The 23,883-nt window shown below is 68.4% G+C and carries 21 protein-coding genes and 1 riboswitch; of the genes, 12 read left to right on the top strand and 9 right to left on the bottom strand.

Annotated elements, in window-relative coordinates; translation table 11 throughout:
• Positions 1 to 22 precede the first annotated feature (22 nt).
• The 3 genes from ABNK63_RS11105 to ABNK63_RS11095 form a co-directional block, all read right to left on the bottom strand.
• Positions 23 to 1,477, bottom strand: coding sequence for a serine hydrolase domain-containing protein (locus tag ABNK63_RS11105; protein WP_350015646.1), 1,455 nt, complete (start codon positions 1,475 to 1,477; stop codon positions 23 to 25).
• 156 nt (positions 1,478 to 1,633) lie between these two features.
• On the bottom strand, positions 1,634 to 2,191 hold the full coding sequence (locus ABNK63_RS11100) for a hypothetical protein (protein ID WP_007806247.1): 558 nt from the start codon (positions 2,189 to 2,191) through the stop codon (positions 1,634 to 1,636).
• Positions 2,192 to 2,291: 100 nt separating this feature from the next.
• Positions 2,292 to 3,212 (bottom strand): alpha/beta hydrolase, encoded by a 921-nt coding sequence (locus ABNK63_RS11095; protein ID WP_350015645.1) that lies wholly within the window; start codon positions 3,210 to 3,212, stop codon positions 2,292 to 2,294.
• 153 nt (positions 3,213 to 3,365) lie between these two features.
• Here ABNK63_RS11095 and ABNK63_RS11090 point away from each other — a divergent pair, with 153 nt between their 5' ends.
• Entirely contained in the window at positions 3,366 to 4,172 is an 807-nt protein-coding gene (locus ABNK63_RS11090; protein ID WP_007806245.1) for an isocitrate lyase/phosphoenolpyruvate mutase family protein, read from the top strand.
• Between the two features lie 85 nt (positions 4,173 to 4,257).
• Here the strand turns inward: ABNK63_RS11090 and ABNK63_RS11085 are convergent, their stop codons facing one another.
• A complete protein-coding gene (locus tag ABNK63_RS11085) occupies positions 4,258 to 4,818 on the bottom strand; it encodes an isochorismatase family protein (RefSeq protein WP_007806243.1) in 561 nt (186 codons plus the stop codon).
• Positions 4,819 to 4,873: 55 nt separating this feature from the next.
• The gene (locus ABNK63_RS11080; protein ID WP_007806241.1) at positions 4,874 to 5,326 is read right to left on the bottom strand and encodes a MarR family transcriptional regulator; all 453 of its coding nucleotides are present in this window, start codon (positions 5,324 to 5,326) and stop codon (positions 4,874 to 4,876) included.
• Between the two features lie 222 nt (positions 5,327 to 5,548).
• On the opposite strand from ABNK63_RS11080, the gene ABNK63_RS11075 reads away from it, so the two are divergent.
• The 7 genes from ABNK63_RS11075 (at position 5,549) to ABNK63_RS11045 (ending at position 15,695) form a co-directional block, all read left to right on the top strand.
• Positions 5,549 to 7,882, top strand: a complete 2,334-nt coding sequence (locus ABNK63_RS11075; protein ID WP_350015644.1) for a TonB-dependent receptor — start codon at positions 5,549 to 5,551, stop codon at positions 7,880 to 7,882.
• A gap of 37 nt (positions 7,883 to 7,919) precedes the next feature.
• Positions 7,920 to 9,947 carry a serine hydrolase domain-containing protein gene (locus ABNK63_RS11070; protein WP_350015643.1) on the top strand — a complete coding sequence of 676 codons (2,028 nt, stop codon included), beginning with the start codon at positions 7,920 to 7,922 and terminating at the stop codon, positions 9,945 to 9,947.
• Positions 9,948 to 9,987: 40 nt separating this feature from the next.
• A complete protein-coding gene (locus ABNK63_RS11065; protein ID WP_350015642.1) occupies positions 9,988 to 11,010 on the top strand; it encodes a dipeptide epimerase in 1,023 nt (340 codons plus the stop codon).
• A gap of 24 nt (positions 11,011 to 11,034) precedes the next feature.
• Positions 11,035 to 12,345 (top strand): peptide MFS transporter, encoded by a 1,311-nt coding sequence (locus ABNK63_RS11060; RefSeq protein WP_350015641.1) that lies wholly within the window; start codon positions 11,035 to 11,037, stop codon positions 12,343 to 12,345.
• A gap of 4 nt (positions 12,346 to 12,349) precedes the next feature.
• Entirely contained in the window at positions 12,350 to 13,264 is a 915-nt protein-coding gene (locus ABNK63_RS11055; protein ID WP_350015640.1) for a MurR/RpiR family transcriptional regulator, read from the top strand.
• A gap of 31 nt (positions 13,265 to 13,295) precedes the next feature.
• Positions 13,296 to 14,897, top strand: a complete 1,602-nt coding sequence (locus ABNK63_RS11050; protein ID WP_350015639.1) for a serine hydrolase — start codon at positions 13,296 to 13,298, stop codon at positions 14,895 to 14,897.
• 105 nt (positions 14,898 to 15,002) lie between these two features.
• Positions 15,003 to 15,695, top strand: a complete 693-nt coding sequence (locus ABNK63_RS11045; protein ID WP_350015638.1) for a histidine phosphatase family protein — start codon at positions 15,003 to 15,005, stop codon at positions 15,693 to 15,695.
• Between the two features lie 47 nt (positions 15,696 to 15,742).
• Here the strand turns inward: ABNK63_RS11045 and ABNK63_RS11040 are convergent, their stop codons facing one another.
• The 4 genes from ABNK63_RS11040 to ABNK63_RS11025 form a co-directional block, all read right to left on the bottom strand.
• The gene (locus tag ABNK63_RS11040; protein WP_350015637.1) at positions 15,743 to 16,378 is read right to left on the bottom strand and encodes a DUF4124 domain-containing protein; all 636 of its coding nucleotides are present in this window, start codon (positions 16,376 to 16,378) and stop codon (positions 15,743 to 15,745) included.
• Positions 16,379 to 16,653: 275 nt separating this feature from the next.
• Positions 16,654 to 17,235, bottom strand: a complete 582-nt coding sequence (pnuC, locus tag ABNK63_RS11035; RefSeq protein ID WP_007806225.1) for a nicotinamide riboside transporter PnuC — start codon at positions 17,233 to 17,235, stop codon at positions 16,654 to 16,656.
• A 2-nt stretch (positions 17,236 to 17,237) separates the two neighbouring features.
• A complete protein-coding gene (locus ABNK63_RS11030; protein ID WP_350015636.1) occupies positions 17,238 to 19,421 on the bottom strand; it encodes a TonB-dependent siderophore receptor in 2,184 nt (727 codons plus the stop codon).
• A 55-nt stretch (positions 19,422 to 19,476) separates the two neighbouring features.
• Positions 19,477 to 19,572: riboswitch (TPP riboswitch) on the bottom strand.
• A gap of 200 nt (positions 19,573 to 19,772) precedes the next feature.
• On the bottom strand, positions 19,773 to 20,909 hold the full coding sequence (locus tag ABNK63_RS11025) for a phosphotransferase (RefSeq protein ID WP_350015635.1): 1,137 nt from the start codon (positions 20,907 to 20,909) through the stop codon (positions 19,773 to 19,775).
• Positions 20,910 to 21,041: 132 nt separating this feature from the next.
• Between ABNK63_RS11025 and ABNK63_RS11020 the strand changes: the two genes are divergently transcribed.
• The 4 genes from ABNK63_RS11020 to ABNK63_RS11005 all read left to right on the top strand — a co-directional run bounded on the left by ABNK63_RS11020 (position 21,042) and on the right by ABNK63_RS11005 (position 23,865).
• On the top strand, positions 21,042 to 21,932 hold the full coding sequence (locus ABNK63_RS11020) for an AEC family transporter (RefSeq protein ID WP_350017213.1): 891 nt from the start codon (positions 21,042 to 21,044) through the stop codon (positions 21,930 to 21,932).
• 66 nt (positions 21,933 to 21,998) lie between these two features.
• Positions 21,999 to 22,589 carry a response regulator gene (locus ABNK63_RS11015; protein ID WP_007806208.1) on the top strand — a complete coding sequence of 197 codons (591 nt, stop codon included), beginning with the start codon at positions 21,999 to 22,001 and terminating at the stop codon, positions 22,587 to 22,589.
• Positions 22,590 to 22,618: 29 nt separating this feature from the next.
• Positions 22,619 to 23,017: an RNA-binding S4 domain-containing protein gene (locus tag ABNK63_RS11010; protein WP_040672914.1), complete on the top strand. Its 399-nt coding sequence runs from the start codon at positions 22,619 to 22,621 to the stop codon at positions 23,015 to 23,017.
• 197 nt (positions 23,018 to 23,214) lie between these two features.
• Positions 23,215 to 23,865, top strand: a complete 651-nt coding sequence (locus ABNK63_RS11005; protein WP_007806203.1) for a response regulator — start codon at positions 23,215 to 23,217, stop codon at positions 23,863 to 23,865.
• The last annotated feature ends 18 nt before the right edge of the window (positions 23,866 to 23,883 follow it).

The following is a 23,883-nucleotide window of genomic DNA, read 5'->3' as shown; positions in this document are numbered from 1 at the left end:
CGCGGCACCTCGTGTTGCGGCGCTAGCGGTTGTCCGGATCGGATTTCACCGCCAGGTTCAGCAGCTTTCCCGTGGCGTCCAGTTCCACCAGCACGATGCGCGTATCGCCGTCAGGCCCCACGCGATACACCGAGCGCACGGCGCCGTCGTGTTCGGCCCGCTTGATCAGCCGCAGCGGCGCGGCGTCCCACTTCGCGGGCAACTGGCTGCGCATGTCGGGCGCGTCGTCGGGGGCGAAGACGTAGCCGGCGTCGGCGTCGAACTCGTCGGCGAGATTCTTGCCGGCCAGCATGCGTTGCAGCACCTCGCGGGCGTGGGCGGCGATTTCCGGCTTGTCGTCCTTGATCGCGGGATTCGGCTTCGGCATCAGCGCCGGTTCCACCAGGCCGGCGATGACGTGCGACATGTAGACGGGGCTGGCGTGAGCGGCGTCCAGGTTGGTCAACACCACCACGGTCAGCTTGTCGTCGACGTAGCGGTTGATGGTGCAGGTGAAGCCCTGCCACGCGCCGCTGTGCTGGATCACCCGATGGCCGTTCATGCTGTCGCTGGCCCAGCCGAAGCCGTAGTGGCTGGGGTTGGGCTGGCCGTCGTTGAGCACGAAGGGGGTCCACATCGTGTCCAGCGACTTCCTGCTGAGCAGGCGGGTGCCGTACAGCGCGCGGTCCCACTTCTCCAGGTCGACCACGTTGAAGTACAGCGTGCCGTCCGCGGTGGAGTTGAGGCTGGGCGACACCCATGTCTGGTTTTTCAGTTGCCCGCCGACGATCTCGTAACCGGCGGCGCGGCCGGGGATGATGTCGCGCTCGGAGATGCTGCGGGTGGAGACCATGCCCAGCGGCGCGAAGATCCGTTCCCGCATGAAGTCGCGGTAGTCCTGGCCGGTGACCTTGTGGATCAGCACGCCGAGCAGGGCATAGTTGGTGTTGCGGTAGTCCCAGCGCTCGCCGGGCCTGAACTCGATCGGCAGGGTTTCGATCTTCTTCACCAGTTCGTCTTCGGTGAAGTCCTTGCGCGAGTCGAACAGGCCGCCGGGCTGCATGCGCGAGGGGTCTTCGTACTCGGCCAGGCCCGAGGTGTGCGACAGCAGGTTCTTCACCCTGATCGCCTTCCAGCTCGCCGGCGCATCGGGGAAGTATCGGGTGATGCTGTCGTCCAGGCTCAGCTTGCCCTGTTCCACCAGCATCATCACCGCGGTGGCGGCGAACTGCTTGCCGACCGAGCCGGACTGCATCAGCGTGGCCGGCGTGACCGGCGCCTGCCATTCGATGTTGGCCAGGCCGTAGCCCTTCACCAGCAGCGCGTGTCCATCGCGATAGACGCCTACCTCAACACCGGGAACATGCTGGCGCGCCATCTCGGCGCTGACATAGCGGTCGATGGCGGCGATCTGTGCCGGCTTCAGCGCGGCCGCGGGTGCCGGCATCGTGGTGCCGAGGAACAGCGTGGCAAGCAGCAGGTTGCGCGTCAGGGGCATGGTCGGTGCTCGTCGCCGGAGGTGGAAGGTTCGCATTCTGACCGAACGCGGGCGTGCCGGGTGGTCGTCTGGCGGCCTGCCGCTGCCGGTCGGGCTGCAGCAACGGACGGATCTTTCGCCGAAAGGAAAGCCCGCCGATGGGCGGGCTCTCCAGGCTTACCTGCCGCGCACCGGAGGCGACCGGGTGGGCGAGTTGTGCGTGGTGTTGCCGATGGGAGGCATCGGCGACACGTGCGGGCTGCGCGGATAGGCGGGCCGATAGTGATCGTGTTGGTAGAGGCGCGGTGATCGGCGGAACAGGCTGTCGCGTTCGGCCAGGGCGAGTCGATGTCCATCGATGTGCACCCAGTACCAGGAGCCCGCCGGCACGGGTGCGGTCGACAGGAAGGTGAACTGCGCGCTGTAGTTGCCGTTGTCCAGCGGCGATGCCTGCAGCGCCAGGTTGATCACGAACTGACTGGAAACCGGGCGCCCGTGCCTGTCGGTCGCCGGCCTGGTGATCATCTCGTCCAGGTTCGCGCGGAGCAGCCGATTGACCTTGGGCGAGAGTTCGATGGCAGGTGATGCGCTGGTCACCTTGCCGTGCGAATCCACCTGCACCAGCACCGGCATCACCTTGGGCGGAAACTCGTTGAGCGAAGCGGACCCGGCGGCGGCCACGCCGGAGCAGGCCAGCAGGGCGCCAAAAACGGCAGATCGCGGTATCGATTTCATGGTGCCCTCGCCGAGGCAGCCTGGTGCTGCTGTTGTCGCATGACGGTGCTCCCGACGCCGGAAAGAATCAAGCGTCCGGGCGTGACGGGGGCAACACGCGCTACTTCGGCAGCGAGGCCAGCCAGGCGAGCACGGCTTTGGAAAGTTCGATGCGTCGGTCGGAATAGGCGTGGTCGGTGGAAAGGTGCATGGTGGTGACGTGGCTGTCGCCGGCCTTGCGCAGGTCCGCGGCGAACGCCTGGTTTTCCGGGGCGAGGCCGTCGTCGGAGGTCACGATGAGGGCGGTGCGATTCTTCAGCGCGGCGACCTTCGCGGGGAAGACCCAGCCCGCGGCGTGGTCGACCAGTTCGCGCGCCAGGCCGTCCGGGGTGCAGCCGCTCAGCGGCGCCATGCCTTCGTCGGCGAGGCCGCTGGCCATGGCCTTGATGCCCGCGCTTTCGCCGTCCCTGCGCACGAGTTGCGTGGCATGCCACGCCATGTCCGCCGCGGAGAGCGTGGCGAAGGCCTTGATCGCGGGATCGGCCGCAGCGGCCTGCACCGTCATGAAGCCGCCCATGCTGTGGCCGATCAGCACGATGCGCGCGGGATCGAGCCGAAGTTTCCCGGCCACCTCCGGCTGGCGCAGGTAAGCCAGCGCGGCGGCGGTGTCCTCGATGCCGTGCGAAAACGAGAACTCGCCCGGCGTGCCCCACGAGCCGCGGTAGTTGAAGTAGAGAACGTCCCAGCCGGCGCGGCGCATGTCCTGCGCCAGGTCGAGGTTGCGTTCGTTGCCGGGGAAGCCGTGCAGCAGGATCACCGCCGGATGCGGGCCGGCGCCGGCAGCGACGTAGACCAGCGCATTCATCAGGGCGCCGTGGCTGGGGATCTGCATGGTCTCCATCGTGGCCCGCGGACCAGTCGGTGCGGGCGATGCCGGCGAAGGCCCGGCTTGCTTCGGGGCGGCCTGCGCCTGGCACGGGTTCCATGCCACGCCGGCGACAAGACAGGCGGCCAGCAGCGTGCGGATCGAACGGCTGTTCATGCGATTTTCCCCGGTTGGACGAAGCGGTTCGCGAAGCGTATTCCTTTCGCGCGCGATGCGGAGTGCCCGTACCTCGCGGCAGCCAAGACGTCCCACCGAAGCCGGCCGCTGGCGTTACCCTTCCACTTCCCCCATCCGGTCACGGAGACCCCCATGTCACAGCACGTCGCCACCTTCCGCCAGATGCACGGCGGCCCCGGACTCCTGCGCTTTCCCAATGCCTGGGATGCCGGCAGCGCCCGCCTGTTCGAAAGCCTCGGCGCACGGGCCATCGCCACCACCAGTGCCGGCGTGGCGTGGGCGCTGGGCTACCCCGATGGCGGAAGGATGCCGGCCGACGTGGCGATCGGCGCCGCCGTCAACATGGCGCGGGTACTGCGCGTGCCGTTGTCGGTCGACCTGGAGAACGGCTATGCGGAGGACCCGGTGACGGTGGGTGAAACCGTGCGTCGCCTGATCGACGCGGGCATCGCCGGCCTCAACATCGAGGACGGTCGCGATGCGCCGGAGAAGCTTGCCGCGAAGATCGAGGCGATCCGGAGCGCCACCGCGAACGCCGGCGCGGACATCTTCGTCAACGCCCGCACGGACGTCTTCCTGGCCAGCCTGGTCGACGCGCCGCAGCGGGTCGGGGAGACGTTGTCGCGCGCCGCCACCTATCGGGCTGCCGGCGCCGACAGCCTGTTCGTGCCGGGCCTTCGCGATGCGGGCGAGATCGCCGCCGTGGTGGAAGGCGCCGGCTTGCCGGTCAACCTGATGGCATGCCCGGGCCTGGCGCCGGCGTCCGAGCTGGAGCGGTTGGGCGTGCGGCGATTGAGCGCGGGCTCGGGCATTGCGCAGATGCTGTGGGGGCAGGCAGGGAAGCTGGCGCAGGAGTTCCTCGACAGCGGCCGCTCCGAATCGATGGCCGAGGGCGCGATGCCGTATCCGCAGCTGCAGGCCCTGTTCGCCGGCCGGTGAGCGCGGACGAAAGGGTCTGGAGTCCGGGCGGACGCCCGCCGGAGCGACGGATTTCCAGCGGAACTTGCCGCGGAACCCGTCCGGGTTACCCGTGCGTGTCGAGCAGGTCGATGATTTCGCCGGTGCTGCCGGTTTCGCCCAGTCGCGGGAAGATGCGGGCAACGCTGTTGGCGTGGGCCTCGGCACTCATGTCGGTCATCGCATCGATGGCGAGGGTGACGTGGTAGCCCAATTCGTGCGCCTGGCGTGCGGTGGATTCGACCCCGATGCTGGTGGCGATGCCGGCGAGCACGATCTGGGTGACGCCCTGCGCTTTCAGGTACGCATCGAGGCCGGTGCCGGTGAACGCGCCCCAGGTGCGCTTGGTCACCACGTGATCCTGCGGTTGCCGGTTCAGTTCGGGCACCAGTTCGGCCCAGTCGGCGGGCAGATCACGCAGGTTGCGCGGGCGTTCGGTCCGCCCCGGCGCGCCGCCACTGACGTTGACCAGGACGACTGGCAGGGCGTGACGCCGGAACGCCTCGGCCAGCGCGCGGGCGCAGGCCACCACCTGGTCGGCCGGATGGGCCGTGGCGTAGGCGACGATGCCCTTCTGCAGATCGATGACGACGAGGGCGGCATGCGGGTCGAGTGTGCTTGCGGTCATGCAGGTGTTCCTGATTCTAGGGAGCGGGGTTGGTGCGAAGGCGACGCGACGTCGCTCACGATTCGACGAGGCGCTTGAGCAGGTCGACGGCGCGGGCGAGCTGGGCCTGCTCCTTCGGCGCCAGCCGGGTCTGGATGGCCTGGAACAGCCAGTCCTCCCGCGCCGCGCGGCTGGCCTTGACCAGCTTGCGGCAGGCGGGGGTCAGCGACAGCAGGGTGCGCCGCCCGTCGTCGGGATCGGGCGTGCCGCGCAGCAACCCGGCTTCCAGCAAGGCGGCGACGTTGGCACCCATGGACTGCGGACGCATGCCTTCGGCGTGGGCGAGCGCGGTGACGGTGGCGGGCCCGTCGCGCTCCAGGTGCCCGATCACCGACACCTGCGACCACGGCAGGCCGCCCAGGTTGATCTGTTCGCGCAGGCGGCGTCGCAGCTTGCCCACCAGCACGCGCAACTCGACGGCGGTCGCCATGGCATCGGCGCCCGCCGGTTTGACGGATGGCTTGCTCATCCGCGCAGTCTGTCAGACGAGAAGTCAAACTGCAAAGGCAAACTTCACGAAGGGGTGGCAGGCGGCCGACCGGTCCGGGACGGCCCCGGATGCGCCGGTGATCGGGACGTGGCGGATGGCGGCGTGCCAATCTGATATGAAAATATCATTGACACGAAGATGTTAATCGAATAACACTGCAGATCGTGGGCTGTCCACGCGACCATCTCGGGGGAGAGAGTCATGGATTTTCGCTATCTGCAGCATGCTCGTCGGGGAATCTGCGTTGCCATCGCGGTGGCCCTGTGGTCGCCGCTGGGCGTCGCGGCCCAGCCATCGTCGCCGGGTGGTTCCGATGCCCCCGCGCCGGCGTCCGGCAGCACCCCGCCGCAGGATGCGTCGGGCGCCGGGGCGGGTCAGCAATCGTCACCGGCCGGCGCCAGCTCCGCACCCACCGACCTGGGCACGGTCATCGTGACCGCGAACAAGCGCAGCGAGCGGCTGCAGGATGTGCCGATGGCGGTGTCGGCACTGCAGGGCCTGCAGCTCGAGCGCGAGAGCGCGGTCAGCTTTGCCGACTACGCCACGCGGGTGCCCGGGCTCAACGTGATTTCCAGCGGGCAGGGCAGGACCCAGCTGGTGCTGCGCGGCATCACCTCCGGCAGCGGCCAGCCGAACTCGACGGTGGGCACCTACATCGACGACGTGCCGTTCGGCTCCAGCACCGTGTATGCGGCCGGCAGCGTGCTGACACCGGACATCGATCCGGCCGACCTGGAGCGCGTCGAGGTGCTGCGCGGGCCGCAGGGCACGCTGTACGGATCGAACACGCTGGGCGGGCTGGTCAAGTTCGTCACCACGCCGCCGGACGCCACCCGCGCCTACGGTCGCCTGCGTGCCGGCGTCAGCAGCGTCGAGGATGGCGGCACCGGTGCGGACGTGCATGCGATGTTCAACGTGCCGCTGGCCGTTGACAAGCTCGCGCTGCGAGTCAACGCGTACGAACGCCACGATCCCGGCTATGTCGACAACGTCCTCACCGGCAAGCACGACGTCAACCGCGCCAAGGTGAGCGGAACCCGCGCGCAGTTGCTGTGGACGCCGAGCGACACGGTTTCGCTGCGCCTGTCGGCGCTGGCGCAGAACCTGGGCAGCGACGGTGCCGGCCTGGTCGATGGCGGCGTCGACGTCGATGCGCTGACGCTGCAGCCGATCCACGGCGACCTGCAGCAGGTGCGTTCGCCGGGCACCGGCCAGTTCCGGCTGAAGTACCGGCTCTACGATGCCTCGCTCAACGCCGACTTCGGCGGGGCGAAACTGTTTTCGTCGACCAGCTACGGCACGCTGGACATGAACTCCAACGCCGACGTCACGGCGGCCTACGGGCCCTTGCTGAACCCGCTGTTCGGCCTGCCCAACGGTGGCTATTCGCTGGTCAATCCGATGACCCTGGACAAGTTCACCCAGGAGTTGCGCCTGCAGTCGCCGGAGACGCAAGCCGTGGAATGGCGCGCCGGTGTCTTCTACACGCGCGAAAAGACCACCGCCCACCAGAACGTCCTGAGCTTCGACGCCGGCACCGGCGAACCGATCGCGCTGCCGGTGCTGGCCGACCTGTCGATGGGGCCGGCGATCTTCACCGAGTGGGCCGCCTATGGCGACGTGACCTGGCACGCCACCTCGCGTTTCAGCGTGCTGCTGGGTGCGCGCTACAGCAGCGACCGCACCACCTATGCGCAGACCGGTGACGGCCTGATCCTCGGGCCCACTCAATTCACCATCCGCGGATCGGACAACCCGACCACGTATCTGCTCAATCCCAGCTTCCGCTTCAGCGACGACCTGATGGTCTACGGCCGCATCGCCTCGGGCTTCCGTCCGGGCGGCCCGAATGTCGGCGTGCCGCCGGGGCTGGGCGCGCCGCTGACGTTCGGTCCGGACAAGCTGGTGAGCTACGAGCTGGGCCTGAAGGCCACCACGATGCAGCGGCGCATGACCTTCGACGTATCCGCCTTCTACATCGACTGGAGCCAGATCCAGCTCACCGTCGTCTCCGGCGGCATCGGCTTCATGGGCAACGGCGGCAAGGCCAGCAGCAAGGGCGTTGAGGCGGCGTGGCAGTACGCGCCGGCGCGGGGCCTGCTGCTGTCGGCCAATGCCAGCTGGACCGACGCGAAGCTGGACGCGGACACGCCGCCCGGCCTGTTCGGCTACAAGGGCGATCGGCTGCCCTACGTGCCGAAGTGGAATGCCAGCGTCGGCGTGGATTACGACTTTCCGCTAGCCGGCGGCTGGTCCGGCTTCGTCGGCGCAGGCTATCGCTACGTGGGCGAGCGCAAGACCGATTTCGTCGCCGCGCCGGGTCCGCGCCGCGACGTGCCCGACTACGACGGCGTCGACCTGCGCGCCGGCGTCAACGTCGGCAACTGGACGATCAAGGCCTACGTCAAGAACCTGACCAACGAACGGGGCATCACCTCGCTGGCGTCGGAAACCACCGACCCCCACGCCAATCCATTCGCCGCCGTCTACGTGATGCCGCGCACGGTGGGCCTGTCCGCCAGCGTCGACTTCTGAGCATGCTTTTCCACCGAACCGTATCCGGAGTGCGTCCATGAACCGCCATGCGAAACTCGCCGCGGCATTCGCGATCACCTGTGCCGCCGGCATCGCGATGGCGCAGGTGCCGTCGTCGCCGAACCCCGCACCCGCCAGCTCGATCTTGCCGGTGCCGGCCGTGCCCGTCGCCGCCGCGCCGGCCGCGGCGCTGGCGCCGCCGGTTGGCGTCGCGCATGCATTGACCGCCGACGACCTGGCCACCTTCCTCGACGGCATGGTGCCGTACATGATCCAGCGTGGCGACGTCGCCGGCGGGGTGATCTCGGTGGTCAAGGACGGCCAGCTGCTGTTCGCCCGCGGCTACGGTTACGCCGACCTGGCCAGGCGCACGCCGGTGTCGCCCGAGACCACGCTGTTCCGGCCCGGCTCGACCTCCAAGCTGTTCACCTGGACGGCGGTGATGCAGCAGGTGGAGCAGGGCAAGCTGGACCTCGACCACGACGTCAACGACTACCTCGACTTCACCATCCCGGCGCGCAACGGCAAACCGGTGACGCTGCGCCAGCTGATGACGCACACCGCCGGCTTCGAGGACACCGCCCGCGGACTGCTGCCGACGAAGCCCGAGGACGTCGATCTGGAGCGCTACCTGAAGACGCACATCCCCGCGCGGATCTATCCGCCGGGCGAGATCGTGGCGTACTCCAACTACGGTTGCGGACTGGCCGGCTACATCGTGCAGCGCGTCTCCGGCGAGCGCTTCGAGGATTACATCCGGCAGCACATCCTCGACCCGCTGGACATGCATCATTCGAGCTTCGCGATGCCGCTGCCGCCGCAGCTGGCACCGCTGATGGCCAAGGGCTACAAGAGCGCATCCGACGGCGAGCCGCAGCCGTTCGAACTGGTCGATCCCGCGCCGGCCGGCGCGCTGAGCAGCAGCGCAACCGACATGGCGAATTTCATGATCGCCCAGCTGCAGGGCGGCCGCTTCGGCGACACCCGCATCCTCAGGCAGGCCACCGCCGAGCTGATGCACAGCCGGCAGTACACCGCGGCGCCGGGCCTGAACGGCTTCGACCTGGGCTTCTACCAGGAGGACCGCAACGGCCAGCGCATCATCGGCCACGGCGGCGACACGATCGTGTTCCACAGCGACCTGCACCTGCTGCTGGATGCGAACGTGGGCATCTTCATGTCGTTCAACAGCGCCGGCGACGCGGGCGCCGCGCACGTGATCCGCAAGGCGATCTTCCAGGCTTTCCTCGATCGCTATTTCCCGAAGGACGCACCGTCACCGTCGACCGTGGACACCGCCAGGGCGGATGCCGCGCGCGTGGCCGGCTGGTACCAGGCCAGTCGTCGCAACGACAGTGCACTGCGCATGCTGTACCTGTTGGGCCAGGTCAACGTGGCGGCGAAACCCGACGGCACGCTGGCGGTGTCGATGCTCACCGACTACGCGGGCAAGCCGCTGCAGTGGCACGAGACCGGGCCGCTGCGCTACAGCGAAGTGAACGGCAAGTCGCAGCTGGCCTTCGTTGCCGATGCGAACGGTGGCATCCGCTACTGGGCCACCGATGCCGAGGTGCCGGTGTTCCTGTTCCAGCGCGTCTCTGCGGCCCGCAGCCTGGGCACGGTCGGTCCGTTGCTGGGCGCGTCGGTGGCGATCCTGCTGGCAACCCTGCTGAGCTGGTTCGTCGGCGGCCGGGTGCGCCGGCACTACCGGCGGCCGCTGCAGCTGACGGCACTCCAGCTGCGCACGCGCCTGCTGTCGCATCTCGGCGTGCTGGCGCTGCTGGTGGTGGTGCTGGGCTGGCTGACCTTCCTCGCGGTGACCTCGGCCGACGAGTCGAGGCTGCTGGACGGCTCGGGCACGGGCTGGCTGTACCTGCTCTACGTGCTGGGCGTGTTCGGCCTGCTCGGTGCGCTGGCGGTGCTGGTGCATGCGGTGCGCGCGTGGATGGCGCCGCGGCGCGGCCGCTGGGTGCTCGCCGGCGAAACGCTGCTGGCGCTGGCGGCGATCTACCTGGCCTGGTTCATCGTGGCGTTCGGGCTGGTCAGTTTCAACGTGAGGTTCTGACGGACCGCTGCGCATCGACATCAACCAGGCAGGAGAGATCATGGGTACCGAGGGACACGCACGGCTGCGGTTGCACACGCGGCTCGAGAAGTGGGCGCTGAAAGAGCCGTTCCACATCACCGGCTACACCTTCGACGAGTTCGAGGCGCTGGTGGTGACCCTGCACGAGGGCGACCGGTTCGGTCGTGGCGAGGCGCTGGGCGTCTACTACCGCAACGACACGCCGGCCGCGATGCAGCTGCAGGTCGAGGCGCTGCGCGAACGGATCGAAGGCGGCGTGACGCGGCAGGAACTGCTGCAGCTGCTGCCCGCCGGCGGCGCGCGCAATGCGGTCGACTGCGCGCTGTGGGATCTGGAGGCCAAGCGCAGCGGCCGGCCGGTGTGGATGCTGGTCGGCGGCGAGGCGCCGCAGCCGCTGGTGACCACCTTCACCCTCGGCGCCGACGCGCCGGCGACGATGGCCGGGATCGCGCGGGGCTTCCCCGGCGCGCGCGCGCTCAAGCTCAAGCTCACCAATGACGAGCTCAACGCCGAGCGCGTGCGTGCCGTGCGCGCGGCGTGCCCCGACGCGTGGATCATGGTCGACGCCAATCAGGGTTTCACCCGCGACTCGTTCGCGCGCCTGCTGCCGGCGCTGGTCGAGGCGCGGGTAGCGGTGGTGGAGCAGCCGTTCCCGATCGGCAATGAAGCCTGGCTCGACGGACTGCACAGCCCGATCATGATCGCCGCCGACGAGAGCGTGCAGGATCACCACGACCTGCCGTCGCTGGTGGGCCGGGTCGGCATGATCAACATCAAGCTGGACAAGTGCGGCGGCCTCACCGAGGCGCTGGCGATGGCCGCCCAGGCGCGCGAGCTCGGCTTCGAGCTGATGGTGGGCAACATGTCCGGCTCGTCGCTGGCGATGGCGCCGGCCTTCGTGCTGGGCCAGTCGTGCAAGGTGGTGGACCTCGACGGTCCGATCTACTTGCGGCGCGACCCGGCGCCGTCGGCGATCTACGAGCATGGCCGCATCTGGTGCGACGATGCGATATGGGGCGGGCCGCTGGCGGCGGCCGCCTAGACCACAGGGGAGCGACATCGCAGCATGATTCCAGCAAGCGAGAAAAACTGGTTTGGCCATCCGCGCGGCCTGAGCGTGCTGTTCCTCACCGAAATGTGGGAGATGTTCTCCTTCTTCGGCATGCGCGCGCTGCTGGTCTACTACATGACCAAGCACCTGGACCTGGACCAGCAGTACGCCTCGCTGATCTACGGCGCCTACGCGGCCTTCGTGTATTTCACGCCGGTGTTCGGCGGCATGGTGGCCGACCGCTGGCTGGGCAAGCGCAACGCGGTGATGATCGGTGGCGCCACGATGGCCGCGGGTCATTTCATGATGGCCTCCGAGCCGCTGTTCTATCCGGCGCTGGCCACCATCGCGCTGGGCAACGGGCTGTTCCTGCCCAGCCTGGCCAGCCAGATCGAAGGGCTTTACCGCGATGGCGATCCGCGCAGCAAGAGTGCCTACAACATCTACTACGTGGGGGTGAACCTCGGCGCGTTCCTGGCGCCGCTGATCTGCGGCACGCTGGGCGAGGCGTACGGCTGGCACTGGGGTTTCGCCGCGGCCGGCATCGGCATGCTGCTGTCGCTGGTGATCTACCTGGCCGGCGCCCGTTACCTGCCGCCGGAACCGGAGCGCGGCGCCGAGGCGCGGGCGGCGCGGCCGCCGGTGGATCGGGCGGTGATCGATCGCTTCGCGCTGCTGCTCGGCGTCGCCGCGATCGTGGTGGTGTTCCGCGGCGCCTACGAACAGGTCGGCAACACCATCGCGCTGTGGATCGACCAGGACGTGGATCGCGAGCTGGCCTCGGGTTGGGCCATCCCGATGACCTGGTTCCAGTCGATCAACTCGGTGGTGGTGTTCGCCTTCACCCCGTTGCTGGTGGCACGCTGGGCGCGGCTGGCGCAGCGCGGCGTGGAGACGCCGCTGCTGGGGCGGATGGCCTTCGGCGCCGCCATCGTGGGTGGTTCCTACCTGATGCTGGCCGTGCTGTCGGCGTGGTGCGAGGCGCACGGCGTGCGCGCGCACTGGGGCTGGCTGGCGGCCTGGTTCGTGCTGATGACCACCGGCGAGCTGTACATCCTGCCGGTGGGCCTGGCCCTGTTCGGGCGCATGGCGCCGGAGGGTTTCCGCGCCACCAGCATCGCCACCTGGTTCTTCGCCGGCTTCTTCGGCAACCTGCTGGCCGGCGCGCTGGGCACGTTGTGGAGCCGGCTCGGCCACGCCTGGTTCTTCGCCCTGATCGCGGCGGTGGCCGGCGTGTCGGCCGCGCTGTTGTATATGCTTGGCCGTCGCCTGGGCGACGTGGAATCCCATGGGACGGCGGGCGCCGCCATGGCGCTGGCCAGATAAGCGGATGACGATGACCAAGGACCTGCAAAAAAAGCTGAAGAGCCGCTGGGACACTTTCACCACGGCCGAGCAGAAGATCGCCAGCTACCTGCTGCACAACATCAGCGGCATTCCGTTCGAGACGGCCGCGTCGCTGGGCAAGCGCGTGGGCGTGAGCGCGATGACGGTGGGCCGGTTCCTGCGCAACCTGGGTTATGCCGGCGTCGGCGACCTGAAGGAGGAACTACGCGGTGATGCGCCGTGGATGCAGCTGTACAAGACCTCCGAACCGGCAGCGGATGCCGACTACATCAGCGAGAGCCTGCAGGCGGAGATCCGCAGCCTCAACGATGTCTACGCGCTGGCGCGGGGCGAGGAATGGGCGCCCATCGTGAAGATGCTGGTGTCGGCCGATCGCGTGTCGGTGGCCAGCTTCCAGCACGGCTCGTTCCTCGGACTGGGCTTTGCTTCCTCGCTGCAGCACGTGCGGCCGCGGGTGTCGTTCGAATCGGGCGCCGACGGTTCCTATACCGGCATGCTGCTGGATTCCACCGAGAAGAGCTGCGTGGTGCTGATCGACATCCGCCGCTATTCGCGCCACTTCCGCCTGCTGGCCGAGGAGGTGGTCGAGCGCGGCATACCGCTGCTGATCATCACCGACACGCAGTGCTACTGGGCGCGCCAGCTGACGCCGCACGTGCTGATGATCCCGATGCAGACCGGTCGCGCCTGGCACAGCTTCGGCACGCTCACCAGCCTGTTCAGCCTGTTGATCAATGCGGTGATCCGCGAGATGGGCGACATCCTCGGGCGGGTCGGCGAGATCACCGAGTTGCGCCAGAAATTCATCGGCTACGACGGGCCATCGCTGTCGGGCGAGGGCAAGCCCGCCGGGACCGGCAAGAACAACGGCACGAAGAAGCCGGCAAAGCGGCGTTGACCTGGGCGGCATCAGCGAGCGAGGCAAGAGCATGACCTGCAGGATTCCGCGACTGTCACTGCGCCGTTGCCTCGCGGGATTGCTCATCGCGCTGGTCGTGGCGGGCGCACCGGCGCTGGCTGCCGCGCCAGCGCAGGATCTGGACGCCTTCGCCGCGCGGGCGATGAAGACCTTCGGCACACCGGGCATGGCGGTGACCATCGTCGACGGCCAGACCGTCACCACGCACGGCTACGGCGTGCGCAAGCTGGGTGAGGCCGCGCGGGTCGACGCGCATACGATCTTCCCGATCGGTTCCAACACCAAGGCCTTCACCGCGGCCGCGCTGGCGATCCTGGTCGACCAGGGCAAGCTGCACTGGGACGACCGCGTGGTGGACAAGCTGCCGGGATTCCGCATGTACGACGCCTATGCGTCGGCGGAGATGACGGTGACCGACCTGCTGGTGCATCGCAGCGGGCTGGGCCTGGGCGAGGGCGACCTGATGATGTTTCCCACCAGCGACCGCACGCGCGCGGAACTGGTGCATGACATCCGCTACCTGAAACCGGTGCGCTCGTTCCGCGGCGGCTACGACTACGACAACGTGCTGTACATCGTCGCCGGGCAACTCGTCGAAGCCGTGTCCGGCCAGCGCTGGGAGGACTTCGTGCAGCAGCACATCCTCGACCCGCTGCAGATGCGCGACACGCAGACCAGCATCGATGCCCGCACCGCCGACCAGGCCGCGCTGCACGGCAGGAACACCACGCCGGTGCGTGGCGTCGGCCCGCAGCGGGTGCTGACCACGGTGATGACCGGCAGCGTGTTCGCGGCTGCCGGTGCGCTGCAGGTCAGTGCGGCCGACATGGGGCCATGGTTGCGGCTGCAGCTCGATGGCGGTCGGCGGAGCGACGCCGGGCCGATCTTCAGCGCCGCGGCCGCGAAGATGCTGTGGACGCCGCAGACGCTGATCCCGATCTCCCCGCTGCCGGCCGAGGTCGCACTGGCGCAACCGCAATTCAACGCCTACGCCTTGGGCTTCGAGGTGCAGGACTACCGCGGCCACCGCATCATCACCCATCTGGGCGGCGTGCTGGGCGGCTATTCCGCGGTGGTGATCATTCCGGAACGACACGCGGCATTCGCCGTGATGCTCAACGCCGAAGATCCCGCCACCTTGCTGGCGATGCGCGAGCATCTGCTGGACAGCCTGCTGGGACTTCCCTCGCCGGACTGGATCGCCGGCTACGGCAGGATGTTCGAGGGGCTCAACGCGGGCGCCACGGCGGCGCTGAAGGCGGCGGGCAGTGACGCATCGTCCCGCGGTGCTCCGTCGCTGCCGCTTTCGGCATACGCCGGCGTGTATCGCGACCCGTGGTACGGCACGGCCACCCTGCGCCAGGACGCGAACGGGGCGCTGACGATCAGCTTCGATCGCTCGCCCGGCTTGCACGGCGCACTGGAGCACGTGCGCCACGACACCTTCCGCACGCACTGGGCGATGCCCGACGTGGAGGATGCCTACGTGAGCTTCGCGCTGAAACCCGATGGCAGCATCGCCCAGATGACGATGCAGGCGGTGTCGCCGATCGCCGACTTCAGCTGGGACTACCAGGACCTGCGCTTCGTCCCGGTGGCTGCCGGCAAATAGCGCGCTTCGTCCGAAGACCTTGCTGCCGCGCCGGCTGGCGGCCCGAGCTGGTCGGCTGCGTGTTCGCGTTGGATACTCGACGCACCGACCGCAACGGGGCATGCCATGTTTCCACGACTTCTGCTGATGCTGCTGTGCCTGCTGCCGGTGGCGTCAATCGGCGCGACCGACGCGCCGGCGACACGCACCATCGTGCTGGTGCGCCACGGCTACTACCTGCCCGATGCGAAGGCGGACCCGAAGCTGGGTCCGCACCTGGCGCCGATCGGCGTGGCCCAGGCGCATCTGGCCGGCGCCCGGCTGGCTGCCTTGCCGGGGCGCTTCGATGCGATGTACGTGAGCCCGGTGCAGCGTGCGCGCGACACCGCGGCCGTCATCGCCGGCGACTTTCCGGGCCGGCATTTCGAGGTGGTCGACGACCTGGCCGAATGCACGCCGCCGACCCGTCGCACCGAAGTGACCGCCGACGAGAAACCGGCGGACCTGGCGGCCTGCGCCCGCCAATTCGATCGCCTGTTCGCGGATTACTTCAAGCCGGCGCACGGCCACGCGCAGACCGAGCTGATGGTTTGCCACGGCAACGTGATCCGCAACATGGTCGTCCGTGCACTGGGCGTCGACAGCAAGGCCTGGCTGGAAATGTCGGTGGGCAACGCCAGCATCACCCGAATCCTGGTCGAGGCCGACGGCCGCTTCAAGGTCATCTCGGTGGGCGACGTGGGGCACATCCCGCCGAGCCTGCGCACCGGTGCCACCGGCGATGCCGAACGCAGCCTGGCGATTCCCGCGTTGCCGTAGCGACGAACACCGCGTTGCGATCACGCGTGATGCCTTGTCAGCTCAGCTCAGCACTGCACGCGGCCGCCGGCCAGCTGCTTGCACGGATGGAATACCGGTTCCTTCGGCGGCGGGCGCTGATGGCCATCGCCATCGCCGTGGTGATCGTGGTCGTGATCGCGGCCCGGACGACGGTTCGGATAAGGCGCCCAGTACGCCGGTGGCGGGTTGTACGCCTGCTGTTGCTGCAGCTGGTCCTGGTAGGCGTCGTTCTGCTGGCGCAGGACTTCGTTCTCGCCCTGCAGGTGGTTGCGTTCGGCGGCCTCGTCGACCAGCGCCTGCTGCCGTTCCTGCTCGGCGCGCTGCTGCGCGGCGTAGGCTTCGTCGGCCTGGCGCTGTTCCTTCTCGTCCTGCGCCTGCTGGCGAGCCTCGATGCGCTGCTGGTACAGCGCTTCGAGGTGGTGCGAGTCGGCATAGCTCTTCGCCAGCCCGTCCTGGCCCAGGCGCAGGTAGCGGTCGATGACTTCGGTGTCGTCGGCCTGGTGCAGCAGCTCGCCATGGCCCTGCGGGCAGGGATGGTCGGTGTAGCTGACCTGTCCGCCGACGGTGCACTTGTAGATGTTCTGCGCGCCCGCGGTGCCCGCGGCGGCCAGCAGCAGGAGCGCCAGGCATGACAGGGGAATTCGGTTCGGCCGGACTTTCATGGGGACGTCCATCCTGGGTGACTAGGAGCGTGGGCGGTAGAAACCAAGCGAGCGAGGCAAAGTGGTTTTGAGTCAGGTTTTTCGATCATTTGAGGCGAATAGCCGTAGCTATTCAACGAAAGTGAGCGGAAAAGCTGGCCAAAACCACGCAGCCGCAGCCGCTTGGTTTCTACCGCCCACGCTTCTGGCATCGGCTGGATGTTGCCGCCGCGCGGGTTAGGCCGCGCTGAACGCGAGGGCGACGCGTCGACGGTAGCGCGGCCGGGTTGCGCCGTTCAAGCGGCGGGCGACGCCTCGGCCGGCTGGCGACCGGCGCCCTGCCAAGCACGCAGGCCGATCACCGCCAGCACCACGAAGCCGGCATACAGCACCGCGGTGATCAGCAGGTGCTTGTAGACGTACTCGCCCACGTAGATCACGTCCACCGCGATCCACAGCCACCACGCGGCCACGTGCCGCCGCGCCTGCCACCACTGGGCGACCAGGCTGAAGGCGGTCAGCGCCGCGTCCAGCCAGGGCAGGGCGGCGTCGGTGAGGTGATGCATGAAGGCGCCGAGCGCGATCGCGCCGACGCCGCCGATGGCGAGATGGATGATCGCCTGGCGCCGTGGCAGCGGCGCCACCTGGACGAGTCCGTCTTCGCCCAGGTGTTGCAGCCAGCGGTACCAGCCGTAGCCGATGAATCCCGCGAACGCCAGTTGCAGCAGCGCATCGGAATACAGCCTGGCGTCGACGAACACCCAGGCGTAGATCAGCACGGACACCAGCCCGATCGGCCAGCACCATGGCTGGCGCCGGGCGGTGAGCCAGACGCCGAGCGCGCTGACGATCGCCGCGATGAGTTCGACCCAGGTCATCTTCAGAACGCGAACGTCAGCGACAGGCGCGCCAGGCGCGGCGCGCCCGGGAACAGGTAGCTGTCGCCGCCGGAGCTGCCGGTGTCGCGCCAGTAGAAGCGGTTGAACACGTTGTCGACACTGAGCCGCCAGGTCATCGCGTGGCCGTTCCACTGGCTGGCGTAGCGCAGGCCCGCATCGAACACGTGGTAGGCCGGCACCCGCGTCACTCCGTCGGGCGTGGCCACGTTGCTGCTGGCATAGCGCCAGCCACCGAGCAGGCTGAGCCGGTCAGCGAACGGCAGGCGATAGTCCAAGTACACCGCACTGCGCAGGCGCGGCACGTTGACCACCTGGTGGTCTTCGTAAGCGGGTGCGCCGGTGTCATGCGCACGTGCGCGAAGGACGTTGACGCTGGCGGTGAGGCGCAGGCGATCGGTCAGTTGTCCCGCGGCGTCGAGTTCCAGTCCGGCATGCGCCTCGTTGCCCTGCTGGACGAAGGTGAAGCCCTCGGCGCTGCTGTCCGGTCGGGCGAACTGGTATGGCTGGCTGATGCGGTACAGCGCCGCGGACAGACTCAGGGCATCGCTGGCGGCGTACTTCACGCCCGCCTCGGTCTGGCGCGCCAGCAGCGGGGCCAGCGTGGTGCCGCCGTTGGCGGTCCAGTACGGCGCCTCGTTGCCCAGCGACAGGCTTTCGCTGTAGCTGAGATAGGTGGTCAGCCGCGTGCTGGGCTGGTACAGCACGGCTGCCTGCGGCAGGAACTTGCCCAGTCGGGTGTCGCGCTCGGGCACGCCGTCGGAATCATTGGCGCGCTCGTGCAGGCGCACGAAACGCCCGCCGGCCAGCAACTGCCACTGCGTGCCGAGATGCAGGCGATCCAGCGCGAACACGGAACGCTGCCAGCTGGTCAGGCGACGCACCGAGGCGCCCGGCTGGTTCGGCGAGGGCGCGAAGTACGGCGGGTCCAGCTGATCGATGTTGGCGGTGCCGACGTAGTCGTACACGTCGGCGCGACGGTCGATGGTGCGGCGGAACGCGCTGGCGCCCAGGCTGATCTCGTGGCTGACCGCGCCGGTGTCGAACGCACCCTTCAGCACCGCGCGCGCTTCGTCGTTGGCGCGGGTGTCGTCGGGGCTGCGGTAGTCGTAGACGTCGTAGTCGCCATTGGGTGCGAAAAACCAGCCCGGCGTGGCGCCGCTGGCGCAGTCGGCCGAGTAGAAGCAGCCGTAGGCGAACGCCACGTTGTCGTCGATCACCGCGCGGCTGTGGCTGGCCGAGAGCTGGGCCGTCCAGGCATCAGCCAGGCGGTAGTCGAGGCGCAGCGTGCTGTTGCTGGCGTCGATGCCGACCGGCTGCTGCCATGGTTCGAAGCCGAGCATGCGGGTGCGGCTGGGATGCGCCGGAATCGTGCGGCCGCCGAGCAGCTGGTAGCCGGACACCGAGCGCTGCGAGCTGGACTGGTAGTTGCTGTCCAGTTGCAGGGTGGCGTTCGGGCTGATCTTCCAGTCGGCTGCCAGCGAGACGAAGTTGCGCCGGCCGTCGGCGTGGTCGACGTAGGACTGCACGCCGTCATGAGCGGCGTTCACCCGCACGCCGAACGCCGGTGACAGCCAGCCGCCCACGTCCATGGCGAGGTAGCGCGAACCGTGCGAATCGGTGCCGACGGTGGCGCTGCGCACGTCGGTCGGCCGCTTGCTGACGTAGTTGACCAGGCCGCCCGGCGCCACCACGCCCGCTTCGAGGCCGCCCAGGCCCTTGAGGATTTCCACCCGCTGCTTGTCTTCCAGCGCGATCGGCTGTTCGCCGACCAGGCTCATTTCGTTGAGCTTGTAGCCGGTGGCCAGGTCGAGCGCGTAGCCGCGGATGGCGACATCCTGGTAGTACCCGACTGGCGCGTAGCTGTCGCCGAGCGCGGCGTCGCTGCGTGCCAGTTCGCTCAGCGTATGCGGCTGGCGGTCGTCGATCTGGTCGCGGGTGATCACGGTGATCGCGGCGGGCGTGTCCTGCAGCGGCGCGTTGCCGAAGCTGCCGAAGGTGTCCAGTTGCGAGTTGTCGGCGTGGTAGCCGTTGCTGCCGTTCGCGTTCACGTGGACCGGCGACAGGCGCGTGGCCTGCGGTTCGCTGGCGGTGTCCGCGGCATGCACGGGAGCGATCACCGCGAGCAGGGCGAGCAGCAGGGGAGTGCGGGAAAGAAGCATCGTCATCGTCGTCGTCAAGGGAGTACGGACGAAGCGACGGCGACCCGGCAGTCGCAAGGACGCGCCGGATCTGCAAGCTCCCTACGCCGGTACAAGCCGGATCAGGTTCCAAGGGACTCTCTCAGCCCGGCTACGCCGGGCACCCCCGCTTCAATAACGCGTATTGAACCACGGATCGGGCGGAGCTGCTCGAGCTTCCATCGCGTGTCTGGTACATGCCCGGACGCGCTCACGCGAATCAGCCACTTGCGTGACTGCTCCGCGCCCGGCCATCGGGCAACTGCTCCTGCGTTGCCTCAACTCGGGCATCCATGCCCTCGCCATGGCCGGACTGAGAGGTTGAAAACGCACAACTCCTCAGTCGGGGTCGCCGATGAGCCGCAGCAAGGCCTGTCCCGGCGGCGTGTGGAACCACGCGGCATGGCCGCGCAGGAAGGTGTCCCAGGCCACGTCGGCGTTGGCCGGGGACTGCGTGATGCCCTGGAAGTAATCGACTTCGGACAGCGCGAAATCCACGTGCACCAGCGGCAGCAGGCTGGCCAACAGCTGCCGGTCGTCGCGGGTCAACGGCCGCTGCCGGTGATAGCCATCGATCAGCGCCCGGACGATGTCGGGGTGGGCGATGTCGCTGCGCCGATCCAGCTCCAGCCAGGCGATCGCGTTGCGCTCGATCGCGGTGGCCAGGTCGAACAGTGCGAAGTTGCGCGCGCACAGGCCGAAGTCGAGCACGTCGCTGATCCGTGCGCCGACGCCGTCGTCACTCCAGTACAGGTTCGACACGTGCCAGTCGCCGTGGGTCCACAGCGGCGGCTGCCGTGCAAGTCGTGGCTGGGCGGCGGCGTGCCAGGGGGCCAGCAGGTCGCCCAGCTCGGGCTGCCAGTGCCGATCGCGCAGATAGGCGGCCAGCGCGGGCCGCTGCGGCAGCTGCGCGGCCAGCGTCGCGACGGGATCGACGGCGCAGATCAGTTCGCTGCGTGCGACCAGGATGTGAGTGCTGCGCTGGGCGGCGCGATAGTCGGCGGCGGCCTGGTGCAGGCTGGCCAGCATCTGCCCGGCGGCCAGCGCGTGCTCGCGGCTGGACAGCGGTTCCCACGAGATCGCTTCGCGGTACAGGTCGATCCCGGCGGCACGGCGGTGCACTTCGTAGACCCATTCGCCGCGTGCGGTGACCGTGCCGCCATCGGCGTGGCGCAATACCTCGGGGATCGGCACGCCGCGCTCGCGCAGGTGCGCGATGAAGCGGTGTTCCTCGCCCAGCGTTTCCACGCCGCGCACACGCTGGTGATGGCGCTTGACGAAGCACGTGCCGCGCGGACTTTCGACCAGGCACGCCGCCGACAGTGGGCGCGGGCTGTGCCAGGCGATGCGGACCGGATCTCCGATGGCGGGATAGTCGCGCAGCACGGCTTCGACTTCGTCCGTGCGCAGTGGTGGCCAGTCCGGCGGCGTGTTGTCGCCGGCCAGTCCGTGGGCGAGATGGGTGGGGTCATTCATCGGGGCCATGGTGCCACGGGCAATCGCAAGCGGCGGATTATCGCCAATGGTTCCGCGATGGCGGCTTTCCAGTCGTGCGCGCTTCGCGTCTAATTGCCGGACTTTCCCCGCGGCACCCGTTCGATGAGTGCGATGTTGTTGCTGTTCGTCTGCCTGATTCTCGGCACCCTGGTGGCGCGCTACGCGAAGCCGCCGGCGGGCATCGTGCAGGGCATCAACTGGTGGGTGCTGAACGTGGCGCTGTCGGCGCTGGTGCTGGAACTGATCCCGAAGGTCAGCTTCGATCCCCGGCTGTGGTTCCTGGTGGCGGTGATGTGGCTGACTTTCGGCGGCGCGTGGCTGCTGTTCGGCCTGCTCGGGCCGCGGCTGGGCTGGTCGCGCCAGCGCACGGGCGCACTGATCCTGGTGTGCGGGCTGGGCAATACCTCGTTCATGGGCTACCCGCTGATGGAGGCACTGCACGGCAAGCAGGGGCTGGGGCTGGCCGTGGTGGCCGACCAGCTGGGCTGCTTTCCGGTGCTGGCGATCGGCGGCATCGTGGTCGCCTCGCTGTATTCGGGGCGCAAACCGGAGCTGGGCCTGGTGGCCCGGCGAATCTTCACCTTCCCGCCCACCATCGCGCTGCTGATCGGCATCGTGGCCGGCCTGTGCGGAGGCTGGCCGCCACTGCTGGACGGGGTGTTCGCACCGATCGGCGCCACGCTGACCCCGCTGGCGCTGTTCTCGGTCGGCCTGCAGTTCAGGTTCCACCCCGGCCAGCGGCAACTGGGCGCGGCCAGCTGGGGCCTGGCCTGGAAGCTGTTGCTGGCGCCAGCGCTGTGCTGGGCCATGGGGGCTGGGGCCGGCGTCGACGGACTGGTGCTGACCGTGGGCGTGCTGCAGGCGGCGATGGCGCCGATGGTGTCCGCCACGATCCTGGCCGACGAATACGGGCTGGAACCGACCCTGGCCAATACCGTGCTGGGTGCCGGCATCGTGCTGTCCCTGCTGACCATTCCGCTGGGCAACGCGCTGCTTGGCTGATGCTTTTCTTGCGTCTGGCGCGGAGTACGTCGAAACTAGCCCGAACGGGGCAGGGGAGCTCGGGGCATGGCTGGTTTCGAACTGATCAAGCGGTTGTTCGGCAGCGAACATGGCGAACGTCGTGCTGTTCCGCGCACCGGTGAACCCAGGGGTGCCTGCATCCTGGTCGTCGACGATTCGGCCACCATCCGCGCGGTGATCGGCAAGATGCTGATGCAGAACGGCCACATGGTATTGAAGGCGGCCGACGGCGAGCAGGCACTGGCGACGGCGCGGCGGGAAAGTCCCGACCTGATCTTCCTCGACATCGTGATGCCCGGCATGAGCGGCTTCGCGGTGCTGCGCGCGCTGCGCCATGATCCGCTGACCCGCGACATCCCGATCGTGATGATCAGCGGCAACCTGCAGGCCACCGAGCAGTTCTACGTGCAGCGTTTCGGTGCCGACGATTTCATGAAGAAGCCGTTCGGCCGCGGTGAGGTGTTTGCCCGCATCGAACACCTGACCCGCAGCGGACGCCTGGTCGTGCGCCAGCGGGCGGAGGTGGAGGCGCCCACCGGCGAGCCCGAGCACACCGAAGCCGAGCATGCGGCGATTCCCGATATCGCCATGCCCGACCCGCACGACATGGTCGCCCCGGCCGCCACGCACGACTGAAGCACGTCGATGGCGCGACAATGGGCGCCATGAACCAGTCTCCGATACCCGCGCCGGCCACCACGCGCGTCGACGTGTGGCTGTGGGCCGCACGTTTCTTCAAGACCCGCAGCCTCGCCAAGCAGGCCATCGACGGCGGTCGCATCGACGTCAATGACGCCGGCTGCAAACCGGCAAGGACGCTTCATGCAGGCGACCGCCTGAAGATCAGTCGCGGCGACGAACGGATGGAAGTCGAGGTGCTGGCATTGTCCGATCGCCGGGGGCCGGCCAGTGCCGCGCAACTTCTGTACCGCGAGACCGAGCCCAGCCGCATCGCACGCGAGGCGGCGCGCGAGTTGCATCGGTTGACCGGTGCCAGCGGTCCGCCGAAGCGACCGGACAAACAGGCGCGGCGTGATCTGCGCCGGCTCAAGCATGAGCATTGAAGCGCTTCGCATTACACGCCAGTCGACGCGGCACTGTCGCCAATAGCCGCGAATTCGCGGGAAAAGCCCGTTGAAAACGGTGTTTCTTCGTGGGCTCTGAGCAGTGCATCGCAGAATGCCCTGCGCGGATGGAGGAATATCCCTTCAAATCCACCGGGTTGGCGACATCCAGCCACCACATGGCCGCGGAGGCTTGCATGGACGGACACGCACTGAAGAATGGCATCGGCTTTTTCAAGCGCCTGCTGGGCAACCATGTCGAGGCCATCCATCGCGTTGAAGCACAGGCGCCGCTGGGTGCGCGCATGCTGGTGGTCGACGATTCGCCCACGATCTGCGCCGTGCTGGGCAAGATGCTGCGGCAGGACGGTTACGCCGTGTTGAAGGCCGGCGACGGCAAGGCGGCGATCGAGCTGGCGCGCAGCGAGCAGCCGACGCTGATCTTCCTGGACATCGTGATGCCGGGCATGAACGGCTTCGCGGTGCTGCGCGCGCTGCGCCACGACCCGCTGACGCGGGACATCCCGATCGTGATGATCAGCGGCAACCCGCAGGCCACCGAGCAGTTCTACGTGCAGCGTTTCGGCGCCGACGACTTCATGCAGAAGCCTTTCGGTCGCGACGAGGTGTATCTGCGCATCGGCCAGTTGGTGCAGGCGGGGCGATTGCCTGCACGCCAGCAGTCGCCCCTGGTGGAGCAGCCGCCCGCTGCGTTGCCTGTGGTCGAGTGGAGCGCCGAGGATCTGACCGACATTCCGGACATCGCCATGCCCGACGCGGATGTGACCGCGCAACTGGTCGCGCCGGCTGCGCCACTGGCCTTGAAGCTGGCCAACGGCATCGGGTGAGTGCGGGCTTTTCCGGAA

Source organism: Rhodanobacter sp. IGA1.0 (genome assembly GCF_040208325.1).
GTDB lineage: Bacteria > Pseudomonadota > Gammaproteobacteria > Xanthomonadales > Rhodanobacteraceae > Rhodanobacter > Rhodanobacter spathiphylli.
This window is presented reverse-complemented; position numbering and strand designations above follow the sequence as displayed.